Raw genomic sequence first — 12,955 nt, forward strand, 5'->3', positions numbered from 1 at the left:
ATTACTACGACTTCCACCAAGGATAGAATGACGGCATATCCGTGGACGATTTACCGTTGAACTCCGGGTCCCGTTTTTCCAGAAATGATGCGACGCCTTCTTTACCATCTTCACGACTGGTATAAAACATCCCCAAAGATTCTATTTTATGCGCCTGCAACGGGTGCTTCTCAGCTGAATTCCGGTACATCATCTGCCGGATCATGGCCACCGAAACAGGCGCATTCCGGGCAATTCGCCGCGCAATGCGATAGGCTTCTTCAAGTAGCTGATCCGGTGGTACCACCGTTTTAACCAGTCCGGCACGCATCGCTTCTTCGGCAGTGAATATATCACCACTGTAGGTCCATTCAAGCGCTTGAGAGATGCCAACAATTCGCGGCAAAAACCAACTGGAACACGCTTCAGGTACAATCCCGATTTTACTGAACACAAAACCGATTCGCGCTTTTTCGGAGGCTAATCGAATGTCCATAGCACAGGTCATCGTTGCACCGATGCCGACTGCAGGTCCGTTAATTGCGGCGATAACAGGTTTCTTGCAATCATAAATGGCAAGGGATACGCGACCGCCTGTATCGCGCACCGAATTTACCATTTCCGGATCATCCAATCGAGACTCCATATCCTCGAGGGTTGGCTCGAGGGCTTCATCCAGACCAAACACGTTGCCTTCGCGGCTGAGATCCATACCAGCACAAAACGCCCGGCCAGAGCCTGTCACAACGATGACACCTACATCATCATCCTCACTGGCTCGATTAAATGCCTCGATCAGCTCATTACACATTTCAACCGTGAACGCATTGAGTTGCTCAGGCCGGTTGAGCGTCAAGGTTAAAATACGTTCTGAAACCGCGTAGTCCAGAGTGTTATATGTCATTTTCCTGCCCCATTTGTTCTGTTTTATTTATTTCGAGAAATTATAGAAATCGAGCAACCGCGTTGTTGTTATCTCGCTGTGCCTGCTGGTATTCCGCGCTCAGTCGTTCAATCAGCTCGGCAACTGAAGGCAAGTCATCAATACTGCCAACACCTTGTCCAGCAGACCAGATATCCTTCCACGGTTTTGCTTTACTTTGATGTCCATCATCAGCCGCTTCATCCAGCTCGGCACCGAAATCCACTTGGGACGGCGCTTCAAGTGTTTCTAAATCGAGACCAGCCCGTTCGATACTGGATCGCAAAAAACTGGCTGGCACTCCGGAAATCACTGGCGTATAAACAATGTCTGCCGCACTGGATGCCAACAATAAGGCTTTGTAGTCTTCGTCCACCCTACATTCACGGGTGCCAATAAAGCGCGTGCCCATATAGGCCAGATCAGCGCCCATCATTTGCGCCGCAGCGATATCTCTACCAGAAGACAGCGAACCGGAAAGTAAAATAGTTTTATCAAAAAATTGCCGTAGTTCATTGATCAAGGCAAAAGGATTCCAGTTTCCGGCATGCCCACCGGCCCCTGCGGCAACCGCAATCAAACCATCAACCCCGACTGAGGCTGCCTTTTTGGCAAACCGCACATTCACCACATCATGAAATACCAGACCGCCATAACTATGAACAGAATCTACGACTTCCGAAGCCGCACCGAGAGAAGTGATAATCAGCGGTACCTCATGTTTGACGCACAACGCCAGGTCAGCCGCTAACCGGGGATTACTCTTGTGCACAATCAAGTTCACACCGAAAGGCGCTGCTTTGGTACCCGTTTCAGATTCAAATCGGCTCAGCTCCGTTTTAATCTCAATCAGCCACTGCTCAAAGCCTTCACTGGTCCGCTGATTCAGAGCCGGAAACGTTCCAACCACGCCCGCTTTGCACGTTTCAATTACCAATTGAGGCCCTGAGGCCAGAAACATGGGGGCCGCAACGGCAGGAAGTTTCAATGAATCATTAAATTGCGCAGGTAAAGACATGAAGTAGCCTCGAGATTTCAGGAATTGGGCCTGTAGTGTAGGAGCATCAGTACCGGATCACTATGGCCAAAACGGACAATCCCGATGGTAAACAGGCAAATATGCAGGATATAATCGGCTCAGGGAACCAACGCTTCAATATCGTAGCGATCCAATAACGCCTGCCATGCAACGGACTGAACCAGCTGCTCGAACACGAATTGCACATCCTGCCTCCCGGGTGGAATCATGGCTTCGGCCTGAACTTCCTGAAAATAGGGCTGCGATATTCTCAATTGATTCATTTTGTCGTCAGACAGGATATGGCGCTTCAAATATTTCATTGCCGAGCCTTGTACCACAACAGAATCAACTCTTTTCAGTAATACCCGATGAATCAAAGCCGCTTCCAGACTGGCATCTTCCCGAATGATTTTTCCTTGAGTCACGAGCTCATCAATTCCATTGTAAGTATGCCCGATTAATCCCCCAAAGCGAGTACCAATCAGGGAATTCGGATTTGTATAGCGAATCGCACTATCACGGCGGGTGACAATCACATCGTGGTCTCGAAACAAAGGCACCCACAAGTACCGCTGCCGAGGGCTCTTACCCCACCCCCATTTAGGCATGGTCCATAAGACCACCCAATCCTGTTCACAGGGAGCAGAAACTGGCTGTGTCGGGCATTTTTCCTGAATCCACTCCTTAAGCTTCAATATCAATCGCGCTTTAGGGACAACCACCGGATTAAACTGGATATCTTCCGACAGTTCATTCAACAATCGTATGACCTCAAAACTAAACCCTTTTTCTTCTGCTTCATCCAGAACAAACGGTTCCTGATTGTGATACTCAATCACATCAACAACCTGCGCATTCGCCGACGCTGTCAATATCAGAACATACAAAAGCACAAAAAATTTAATCATACATCTTAAACTGTCGTTTCATCGAGGAAACGCTTTTTAGAAAAACCTTATCCGTAATTAAAGGCCTAATCTGTTGCTTTGTCAGTATTTTGAAGCTCAAGAAATTGACTGAACAAGGGCATCTATAGCTTACAAAACACGCAAATTAGAGCATCGTCACAAGCATGACATAATCTTCGCGTAAAAAACCAATTAACGCGTGCTTGTCCGCAAACACAAATCGATCAGATCTCTGGATTCCAGTTTTCACTGGAATCGCAGTAAAATTAGCGAGTTGGCGTTTTCGGTAGCACTCAAACTTGAGTAATGTGAACAGCAGAGAATTCGATATGGCTTTCGAAGGAAACGGCACAATTGCGGCCCCATTGCCCCCCTCATTTCTGGAAAAAACCGAGGCTGCAGGCACTGCGCAGGAAAAATCAAAACTCAAGACTCTCAGAACATATTATCGGCTGACAAGACTGTCCAATCACTGTGGTAAAGCCGCTATCCTGCTACCGGGATATTTCACATATCAAAAATTACGGGGTAAACAAGCCGATAACCTTCATTTACTGGAAGTGGAAACATTTGCGCGCTGGATGTCTCGGTTTACTCGGTTATTGAACGTAGAGGTTCAGATTCACGGAGAAAAAATGGCTGGCAACGGTTTTTTTGTCGCCAATCACATTTCCTGGTTAGATGCCGTCGTATTGGCACAGCTACACCGCTTTTCGTTTGTTGCCAAAGATGAAGTAAAAGAGTGGCCATTAGTAGGACAAATGAGCCAGAAGATGAATACGGTTTTTATCAAGCGCACCAGCAAGTTTTCAGTTTATCGGTCTCTGCCAAGGTTGGAAGAAGCATTACAAAACGGAGCGTCTATTCTCGCATTCCCTGAAGGCACCACGTCAGTAGGAAAACAGATACTCCCCTTCTTTCCGATGCTGTTCGAGACCGCCACACGAACCCAAAAACCCGTGCAACCCGTTTTGCTAAGGTATACGGACGAAGCCGGGAATTTATTACCCGAAGTCGGGTTTGTCGACGGTGATACCGTTTTTGATACCCTGTTCCGGATGCTCGAAAAAAAGCGGATTGTTGCTCATATTCATCTGCTGCCCGAGCTGGCGCCCGCCGACTGTCGAAAACAACTCGCTCGCGACAGCCGGGAAGCACTAAGCAAATATCTTGAGACGAGCCAAACACCTTGAGACACAGAGTTAACCGACGGTGGGAGGTGCCAGGCGCGGGCGCCACTCCCACCATTCATGCTCCCCTTCCGTCGCGTTTTCCTGACTTTTATAGACATCCCAAGTGATCAGAAAGTCTGGATTGGTCAACTTCTGGCCGGTTTCGATATCATCGTATTGGCCCTCAGGAGCAATAAACCAGGGCCGAAGATCGGACGGAATATCAAACTCCTTGCTCCCATCGAGCGTTCGCAGGGTAATTCCATCCTCAGGCGTACTGCGAACAACTTTTCCCGCAAACTGCCGCTGCTCCAACAGTGAGTCATCGACATCAAAATAACAAATTCCCAACAATACTGTTTTATCAATGATGTTTTCTAACGTAATCCCGTCTTGCGTCATTTCTAATTCCTGATTTTAAATCAACTAACCTGCGCTTCAGGCCTGACCACGTTCGAGTCAAGCAGAGACTGCAACGCTTCTTCAAGAGTGGCGGTAAAGCGCAATACGTCGGGCTCTGGCCTGAGCTTGGCTTTGGCAACAGTTTTTAACGGCTGAAATTGCAGGTCTGCGATAATCAGCTGCTGACCTTGCGCTTTACAATGGGCGATAAAGCGCGTCATTGCAGCAAGCCCTCCGGCGTCCAGAATAGACACCGCATCCATATACAAAACCGCACCGGATTTTCCGGTCATGAGCAGCTCAATTTCCGAAAATATTCGTTCTGCAGCAGCAAAAAACAAAGGTCCGTTGACTTTAATCACGACCCAGTCCGCCGGCACACCATCCGGACATTGCTTGCGACTTCCGGAAATATCGCTCACTCGCGTCATGCGGGACATCTCTCGCATAAACAACAAAGATGCAACCACAATCCCGAAGGTAATCGCAATCACCATATCAAATAGAACAGTCAATGCAATACACACCAGCAAGACCAGAATATCACTCAGGGGGGCTTTTTTGCATAACCCAACCACTTTGTGTGCTTCGCTCATGTTCCAGGCAACCATAAGCAAAAGAGCCGCCATCGTCGGCATGGGCACATAAGCAAGCCAGGGTGCCAGCGCGACCAGACCGAACAGCACGAATAAGGCGTGCGACATTGCCGCTACGGGAGTCTTTCCCCCGGCACGATAATTCGCAGCGGATCTGGCCAGTGCAGCGGTAGCGGTAATGCCACCGAAAAACGGAGCAAGTATATTGCCAACGCCCTGCCCCATTAATTCACCATTGGCGTTGTGTCGCTTGCCGGTCATACCATCTAACACAACAGCACATAACAACGATTCAATCGCCCCGAGCATGGCAATCGAAAATGCTGCAGGCAACAACGCTTCAAACAGCGACCAACTCAATTGCAACGGCTCACCATCCGCACCAGCGGCTTGCCAGGGCCAAATAAATTCGGGAAAGACAGGCGGTATGCCCTGGCCAACGGAGCCATCCGCAAGAACATAGGAAAAACGGGAACCAATAGTATCAACGTGATAGCCGCAACTGGCCAAGGCAAGTGCCGCGACCACGCCAATCAACACAGCAGGTAAATGACCCGGCACCGGAATGCGCAGACGGGGCCAAACGAGCAAAGTCATCAGCGTTACCGCCGCCACAAGCAAATTGGGCAAGTACAAGTCCGGGAGACGACTCGCAATCAACGTGATTTTCCCTAGGAAGTGCTCAGGAAGCGCTTCAATTCCCAAGCCAATAAAATCATTCAATTGCAAGGTCGCTATCACAACAGCAATACCGGATGTAAAGCCCAACGTAACAGGCTCCGGAATGTATTCAATAAATCGACCCAGGCGCAGTACCGCCATTGCCAGTAGAATAACCCCGGCCATCACAGTGGCAAGCAGCAATCCCCCCAAACCGAATTTCATGGAAACCGGATATAAAATAACAACAAATGCAGCGGTTGGCCCTGAGATACTTAGTCGCGATCCTCCCGTCAAGGCAATCACAAACCCAGCAAAAATCGCAGTATACAAACCATTCTGAGGCGGTACACCACTGGCGATCGCCAGAGCCATGGACAACGGAATGGCAATCAGTCCGACAGTCAGTCCTGCGAGCACATCTTGCCGGAAAGTTTCAATGTTATAGGGTTCCCGGAAACAAGCCTCACGTACAGCACTGGCAAACTTCAAAGTGGTGAGATAACTACGCGGCATGTACTAGAACTCCGAACAGTAAAACACGATAATCCCAAGACGAGCCATAACTTATACCCAATTCGAGATAGAACACGCTCGATTTGGCCAAAAAAGACACTTTTTTTCCATATCCCCATTTACATTGTGGAAAATGATGAGAAAATCCCGCCCGGATCAAAGAAGCCGCCATTCTAACATGTAAACCCGGTGTCCTTGGTGCGACTCCCAAGATTCAATAAAAAATTTCTGATTTGAGAACCAAATTCCGATCATCCACGACATTGCTATTTTGTTCAGTCGCCGGTGCATTAGGGTCTCAACAATCGAATAGCTGTCCAGAACCAGTTAATAGGAGGCATTTTGAAGATTTTCCTGTGGAGCATATTACTGTTCATCACCCTACCTTACTCACTCGCATTCGGGTCTACATCAGAATCCAGCGGTAGCTTGAACATGATCGGTTCCAGCTTGGGCATTGCGGCGTTGGTCTTGTTTGCACTGGCCTACGCACTTGTCATCGCAGAAGAATACATCCACATGCGCAAATCCAAGCCTGTTATTTTCGCCGCCGGCCTGATCTGGATATTTGTCGCGATCATCGGCAAACAGGTTGAAAACGGTCAGGAGATTATAAAACACGCACTGGATCACAACCTGCTTGAATATTCAGCGCTGCTATTATTCCTGCTAACCGCCATGATCTACGTGAATGCATTAACTGAACGAAATGTTTTCGAAGCGCTGCGATCATGGCTCGTAAAACGAGGCTTCAGTTACCGCAAGTTATTCTGGATTACCGGCTTTTTAGCGTTCTTCATTTCACCTGTTGCGGATAACCTGACTACCGCATTGCTTATGGGCGCAGTGGTTTTGGCTGTAGGTTCCGACAAACCAAAATTCGTGTCTATCGCATTTATTAACATTGTCATTGCCGCAAACGCGGGTGGCGCATTTAGCCCGTTTGGCGACATCACAACACTGATGGTATGGCAGTCAGGACATGTCGGTTTCTTCGGCTTCTTTGCACTGTTCATTCCCTCCCTGGTCAACTTCCTGGTGCCCGCAGCTATCATGATGTTTGCCGTTCCGAACGACAAACCCGAGCCGATGGAGGAGTCCGTAACGATCAAACCCGGCGGCCTTGTCATCTGTGGCTTGTTCCTCTGTACAATTGTCACAGCGGTAAGTTTCGAGCAAGTTCTGCATTTACCGCCATTTCTTGGCATGATGCTGGGTCTGTCCTACCTGTTCTTTTTCTCCTACTACCTCAAGCTTTCAGAGCACAAAACTGTGGACACAGTAGGTGAGTTCAATATCTTCAACAAGGTTGCACGGGCAGAGTGGGACACGCTTCTCTTTTTCTTCGGCGTGATTTTCTGTGTGGGGGGCTTGGGTACCATCGGTTACCTTGGTTATGTCTCTCACCTTATGTATGAGGGATGGGGTGCGACCAACGCCAATATTGTCGCCGGCTTACTATCTGCAGTAGTTGACAACATACCGGTGATGTTCGCAATTCTCACCATGTCCCCCGATATGGATACGTATCAATGGCTACTGGTTACGTTAACTGCCGGAGTGGGCGGTAGTCTGCTTTCGGTAGGCTCCGCTGCCGGAGTTGCGTTGATGGGACAATCTCGCGGCATGTACACGTTCTTTGCCCACCTGAAATGGAGCTGGGCGATTGGTCTGGGTTATGCGGCTAGTATTTATGTTCACTACCTGGTTAATGGCTGAGCGCTGTTTAATTTCCGAGCAAGCCTCGCAGGTTAATATGAAAGCTCTCGATATTAATACGAAAAAGCACTCGATAGCTGGCATGCAACACTTAAAAAGCGTCTCTCCGAGGCGCTTTTTAGTAAATGCCTTCCAAATTGGTTACCGGAAAATGGCCATGCGCCAGCAAATCCGGATCCGCATCGACACAGAGCACGACATAGCCGTCACGCGTATAGGTTTGCACCGAATAAGTAATGGTATTCTCGGCATCCGGCAATGCAATATAGGGTTTCGACGCGTGGATGACATTGGACTTTGACAAGGCATTGCGAAAATATTCACGATGGGACCAGAATGCGCCATCAGCAGATTTCAGCGGATTAAAACTGACTTTAACAGCTGAATGTTCCGCAAGCTCGGTCTCGCCAATCTGATGTCCACTGGTATCTAACAAAAAACAACGACGAACGGGCTCCAAGCGCTTAAGGTGCTTACAGGCCCTTTTGAGATCACGAGATTGAGCCAACTTGTCACAGGCATTCATCATCTCCAGATGCAGCATTTTGAGCGCTTCATTGTTGAAATTTTCATTTTCAAATTGATGATGGCGATAGGATTGCAGCATTTCACCGAGACGGGTGAGAATTTGACTGCTCGGTTCCGGCACGAGACCGGGTTTACCAATAAAATAGCCCTGAAACATATCCGCTTCTGACTGGAGCGCGATTTCGGCTAGCTCTTCATTTTCGACACCTTCAATTAACACAAGCGCCTGACTTTTGTGTATTAGATCAACAAGCCCTTTTAACAGTCCTCTGGCTTTTTTGTTTACATAAGCGTGTTGAAGTAGTGACTGATCCAATTTCACTATTTGAGGTTCAACCTGCCAAATTCGATCAAAATTGGCGTAACCCTTTCCGAAGTTATCCATCGCAATCTGAAAACCCAGAGCCTTTGCGTGGTCGACGAACCGTTTAAGGGTTTTCAGATCCTCAACACCATTTTCCACAATCTCCAGAACAATCTGCTCCTGCTTGAGATTACTCTGTGCCAACGTTGTTTCGATAAAGGCCTCGTTCAGCACACCGGAATTAACGGTTTGGCTGTTCACATTCAAAAATAACCAGATCGGGTTCCCGACATGATGAAAATTCTTGATATGAATCGAATGACACAGTTCATCAAGAACCGAGTTTTCATCCAGCGCCCGGGCCAGATCAAACACCGATTGAACACTGATAATTTCGTCCTGGCGTTTGGGTTGGATTAACGCCTCATAGCCCACAATCTTCTGATGTGTAAAACTAACTATTGGCTGATAAACACTTTCCAGGTTAAGTTCGTTGTAAAGCGCTGTTTCAGGCTCTCCCCTATCGCCCCACTCCCAACGAAAGTCCAGTTTTCGAACCATCTTCAACAATTCCATGAATGTCATAATACGTTTCACCTTCATAACACAAACGCATTGGATGGATCTCGTACTCGATCATCCGAATCATGGACATTGCGTGATTTCAGATTCGAGCTTCCGACCAACCCTAGGTGCAGTGCATGAAACACGCCAAATCGGTGTATATTGGATGTACCACAACTCGCCAGCGCGCCAAAACCGGACACACTCTTCGCCCATAGACCGGCGAGAATGAGGTCTGAAACGGTTACTTTACCAAAATAACTCTAGGCATTGAATATGAAGAAAGGATTACAAAATGCCACTCTGGTAATCGAACCCTGAACACGCACTTTTTTAGCCCACCCAGAGTGACTGTGACTTAAAAAAGTACAGAGTGCGTCATAACTTGCCCACTTTCACAATATTAAATTTCTTTTTTCGAGGGTTTACGATTTCACTCTATTCAACCACACTTCAATATGAGTATGATGGCGAAGGGCGCCGAGTAACTTTATCTGCACCGGATGCAAGGTGTAGTCGTGGCCGGTGCCTCAAGTACATTGAACACAACCTAAGACACCACACCAATTGCTGATTAAACAGGGTTATTACAAGTGCAATACCTCAAATCCATATCCGCTTTCACCTTTGTGACAATTGGCTTAGGGGCGTGCTCGACATTCGCGGGTAGCGACGCACCAAGTCAGGAGGAACAGCAACGAGTTACCACCTTATACCTGAACATCGAGAACCAGCTCGACAACGGACGACGCGCCTTAGCGCTCATTGAAGAAGGCCAATTGGCAGAAGGCAACGAACTACTCACCACCGCAAAAACCGCCATTCGAAACCAGATTCAGACCTGTGCCCAAATCCCAAGCTGCGAGTTGAATCGGATTATGAAGCAGCAAAACCAACTTCTGGATTTGCAACAGACTACGATTCAGGCTCAACTAAGATTAATTGAGAGTATCGAGAAAACGGCGACCTACGAGGATGCGCCCGCAGCTGAAAATACGCAGTCAGTGGCCGAGCTCGATTCCACAGTTGAAGAGATGCCCGCATCTGCGGAAGCACCGGAAGAAAATATGGAAATTCCGGAGCCCGAAGCGCTCCCTTGGGCAGGAACCCATGATGCGGTGGAACTGACTGAAGTGATGCTTCGTAGCGGCGACTTTCCCCTCATCATAGAATTGAATAACCCCATTAAAGCAGCTCTGGATGACTGGCTTACCTGGATGCGCCCAAACTTGATGCGCTCCTATGAGAACTATTTATTCCTCAAGTCCGAAATTGCTCCCGTTTATGAAAAGGGCAACCTGCCGGAAGCGCTATTGTTCGGAATGGTGGCGACTGAATCATCAGGCAAAGTTCACGCGTACTCCAGAGCCGGGGCCGCAGGCCTGCTTCAGTTTATGCGCTTTACCGGCGAAAAATTTGGCCTGACCAAGGTGGATGGTTTCGATCAACGCTTTGACCCCAAGCTGGCCACACAAGCGAATGTTGCGTATCTGAACGAGCAACTGGGCCTGTTTCACAATAGCCTCGAGAAAGCGCTCGCAGCCTACAATGGCGGGGAAAACAGAATGATGCGCTTACATAAAAAATTTGCTGGGCAACAGCTGTGGGAACCGTCGCTGTTGTACTCGCTGCCCAAAGAAACAAGAGAGTATGTGCCTAAAGTTTTAGCCGCGGCCTGGCTATTTCTGCACCCAGAACGGTATCGTCTGGAGTTCCCGGATTTTGATGCCTCATTGGCAGAAATCAAATTGGATCGTCAATCTTCTCTCAGTGAGTTGACCCTGTGTTACGGCCAGCTGCAAAACCCTAATGGCTGGTTTCGAGCACTGCGTAACTTGAATCCTGCAGTCAAGCATGATGAAAAGCTCGCACCTGGCACAACCCTGCGTGTACCAAAAACGTTGGCTGATAACTACCAGGATTACTGCACCAATGATAACTTCCTGGCACTTGCAGATGAGTTACACCGGGCAAACTATCCCGAGAAAAAAGAAATGATTCGTTATGTGGTTAGACGGGGTGATACAACCAATCGTATCGCATCGCGATACAGCTGCGTTTCCACTCGACAACTGGCAGAAATTAACGACATTCGCCCCCCGAAATATCGAATTCGTGTCGGGCAGGTTTTAAAAGTCCCTGAATGTTAGGTGTCGAGAACTGAAGAGATAGAAATAGTCTATAGTTGGAGCTGCGCCTGACCCAGAATCGGGGTCAGGCCACAGTTATCGCTGTTACGCGATCATTTGTCTGATCAGAGCTTCACAACGCTCCTGATCCAGATACTTCGGTACAGGGTAGTTTGTGTGAGCTTCACGCAGAGCAGACTTGGCAATCGCAGGAACGTCTTCTGCTTTCAATGCTTGCAGTTTTTGCGGGATATCAAACTCTGTTAACATTTCCCGAATTCGAGCGATAAACTGGTCTGCCAAAGCTTCCTGGGACTCATTACCTGATTTCAGGCCACTCACTTCAGCCAAAGTCGCCAAACGCTCAACAATATCTTCTTTCGAGTAATCCAGAACATAAGGCAATACAATCGCATTCCCTAATCCGTGTGGTGTCTTGTAAAGCGCACCAAAGTTATGAGAAATAGCGTGCACATACCCCAGGCTTGCCTTGGTAAAGGCTAAACCCGCGTAGTAGGATGCTAGTGCCATATTGTGTCGTGCCTTCACATTGCTGCCGTCTTTAACGGCAACCGGCAGATTCTCCATAATCAATCGCGTAGCCGCCATCGCATAACCATCAGTATCGGGTGTGGCATTCTTGGAAATGAATGCTTCTACAGCATGAGTCAGTGCGTCCATACCTGTTGCCGCGGTCACAGATGCAGGAAGACCCAACATCAACGAAGCATCAAGCGCAGCCATCATAGGCACCAATTTCAAATCCATAATCAGTGTCTTTTTATGGCTCTCTGGATCAGAAACAACAGCCGCGATGGTCACTTCAGACCCGGTACCCGCTGTAGTTGGAATGGCGAACAAAGGTGCAGGGGCATTCCAAACCCGGAAATAACCAGACAATTTAGGGATCGGACGCTTATTAGTCACTCGCGCCGCAATCACTTTGGCACAGTCGATTGATGAACCACCACCTATAGCCAAAATCGCCTCACAACCATTGGCCTCGTACATTTCAAGGCCAGTTTCAACCTGGTCGTAGGTCGGGTCTGGCAAAACACCATCATAGATCAAGTAATCAACATTATACTGGGAAAGCGCGTCCAGAATTGGTTTTACTACCCCCAGCTTCACCAGCATCGCATCCGTCACGATCAGGATTTTACCGGTACCCATTTGTGCAATTGCCTCACACAACTGAGCGGAAGACCCTTCTCCGGTAAAGAGCGTGGGCTTAGTCATCGGTACCAGCTTTGCTGCCAGCTTCAGTGCGCCCATCAATCCTTGGTGACCCTTTTTCTGCAATGTGAATAGCATCTTTTAAACCTTCATTTGTTGTCTAATCATTCTTGGTTTACCGGCATGCACGCCCGCAATTTAGAGCAATTACTCTACCACGAGCCCAAAGGTTAGAAAAGCCCTAAAAGCAACTGTCTATACTTTAGACACATGATAAAAATGCTTTCATCCTAAAGATCAGACACTTGTGTTGCTAACAAGACGCTCAAACGCACACTACACGGCTGTTGAATTGACCT

At 48.2% G+C, this 12,955-nt stretch carries 10 protein-coding genes; 3 read left to right on the plus strand and 7 right to left on the minus strand.

Going from position 1 to position 12,955, the window contains the following annotated elements; translation table 11 throughout:
• Positions 1-4 precede the first annotated feature (4 nt).
• The 3 genes from OLMES_RS23005 to OLMES_RS23015 all read right to left on the minus strand — a co-directional run bounded on the left by OLMES_RS23005 (position 5) and on the right by OLMES_RS23015 (position 2,830).
• Positions 5-883: a crotonase/enoyl-CoA hydratase family protein gene (locus tag OLMES_RS23005; protein ID WP_087463407.1), complete on the minus strand. Its 879-nt coding sequence runs from the start codon at positions 881-883 to the stop codon at positions 5-7.
• A gap of 40 nt (positions 884-923) precedes the next feature.
• Positions 924-1,919, minus strand: a complete 996-nt coding sequence (locus OLMES_RS23010) for an NAD(P)H-dependent flavin oxidoreductase (protein ID WP_087463408.1) — start codon at positions 1,917-1,919, stop codon at positions 924-926.
• A 119-nt stretch (positions 1,920-2,038) separates the two neighbouring features.
• A complete protein-coding gene (locus tag OLMES_RS23015; protein WP_087463409.1) occupies positions 2,039-2,830 on the minus strand; it encodes a type 2 periplasmic-binding domain-containing protein in 792 nt (263 codons plus the stop codon).
• 329 nt (positions 2,831-3,159) lie between these two features.
• On the opposite strand from OLMES_RS23015, the gene OLMES_RS23025 reads away from it, so the two are divergent.
• Positions 3,160-4,023, plus strand: a complete 864-nt coding sequence (locus OLMES_RS23025; RefSeq protein ID WP_087463411.1) for a lysophospholipid acyltransferase family protein — start codon at positions 3,160-3,162, stop codon at positions 4,021-4,023.
• A gap of 9 nt (positions 4,024-4,032) precedes the next feature.
• Here OLMES_RS23025 and OLMES_RS23030 read toward each other — a convergent pair whose 3' ends face one another.
• Together OLMES_RS23030 and dauA are read right to left on the minus strand one after the other, a co-directional pair.
• On the minus strand, positions 4,033-4,404 hold the full coding sequence (locus OLMES_RS23030; protein ID WP_087463412.1) for a hypothetical protein: 372 nt from the start codon (positions 4,402-4,404) through the stop codon (positions 4,033-4,035).
• A 20-nt stretch (positions 4,405-4,424) separates the two neighbouring features.
• The gene (gene dauA, locus OLMES_RS23035) at positions 4,425-6,176 is read right to left on the minus strand and encodes a C4-dicarboxylic acid transporter DauA (protein ID WP_087463413.1); all 1,752 of its coding nucleotides are present in this window, start codon (positions 6,174-6,176) and stop codon (positions 4,425-4,427) included.
• 342 nt (positions 6,177-6,518) lie between these two features.
• On the opposite strand from dauA, the gene nhaD reads away from it, so the two are divergent.
• Positions 6,519-7,895, plus strand: a complete 1,377-nt coding sequence (nhaD, locus tag OLMES_RS23040) for a sodium:proton antiporter NhaD (RefSeq protein ID WP_232465183.1) — start codon at positions 6,519-6,521, stop codon at positions 7,893-7,895.
• A 118-nt stretch (positions 7,896-8,013) separates the two neighbouring features.
• On the opposite strand, the gene OLMES_RS23045 is transcribed toward nhaD, so the two are convergent.
• Positions 8,014-9,312, minus strand: a complete 1,299-nt coding sequence (locus OLMES_RS23045; protein WP_157678481.1) for an EAL domain-containing protein — start codon at positions 9,310-9,312, stop codon at positions 8,014-8,016.
• Positions 9,313-9,884: 572 nt separating this feature from the next.
• On the opposite strand from OLMES_RS23045, the gene OLMES_RS23050 reads away from it, so the two are divergent.
• Positions 9,885-11,441 carry a transglycosylase SLT domain-containing protein gene (locus OLMES_RS23050; protein WP_087463416.1) on the plus strand — a complete coding sequence of 519 codons (1,557 nt, stop codon included), beginning with the start codon at positions 9,885-9,887 and terminating at the stop codon, positions 11,439-11,441.
• Positions 11,442-11,525: 84 nt separating this feature from the next.
• Here OLMES_RS23050 and OLMES_RS23055 read toward each other — a convergent pair whose 3' ends face one another.
• Positions 11,526-12,734, minus strand: coding sequence for an iron-containing alcohol dehydrogenase (locus OLMES_RS23055; protein WP_087463417.1), 1,209 nt, complete (start codon positions 12,732-12,734; stop codon positions 11,526-11,528).
• Positions 12,735-12,955 lie beyond the last annotated feature (221 nt).

The sequence above is a fragment of the Oleiphilus messinensis genome (assembly GCF_002162375.1).
In the GTDB taxonomy this organism is placed as follows: domain Bacteria; phylum Pseudomonadota; class Gammaproteobacteria; order Pseudomonadales; family Oleiphilaceae; genus Oleiphilus; species Oleiphilus messinensis.

What these genes read in the sequence shown, in the direction of transcription:
- OLMES_RS23005 (WP_087463407.1), bottom strand. Translation starts at nt 883, where the DNA reads ATGACATATAACACTCTGGACTACGCGGTTTCAGAACGTATTTTAACC.
- OLMES_RS23010 (WP_087463408.1), bottom strand. Translation starts at nt 1,919, where the DNA reads ATGTCTTTACCTGCGCAATTTAATGATTCATTGAAACTTCCTGCCGTT.
- OLMES_RS23015 (WP_087463409.1), bottom strand. Translation starts at nt 2,830, where the DNA reads ATGATTAAATTTTTTGTGCTTTTGTATGTTCTGATATTGACAGCGTCG.
- OLMES_RS23025 (WP_087463411.1), top strand. Translation starts at nt 3,160, where the DNA reads ATGGCTTTCGAAGGAAACGGCACAATTGCGGCCCCATTGCCCCCCTCA.
- OLMES_RS23030 (WP_087463412.1), bottom strand. Translation starts at nt 4,404, where the DNA reads ATGACGCAAGACGGGATTACGTTAGAAAACATCATTGATAAAACAGTA.
- dauA (WP_087463413.1), bottom strand. Translation starts at nt 6,176, where the DNA reads ATGCCGCGTAGTTATCTCACCACTTTGAAGTTTGCCAGTGCTGTACGT.
- OLMES_RS23045 (WP_157678481.1), bottom strand. Translation starts at nt 9,312, where the DNA reads ATGACATTCATGGAATTGTTGAAGATGGTTCGAAAACTGGACTTTCGT.
- OLMES_RS23055 (WP_087463417.1), bottom strand. Translation starts at nt 12,734, where the DNA reads ATGCTATTCACATTGCAGAAAAAGGGTCACCAAGGATTGATGGGCGCA.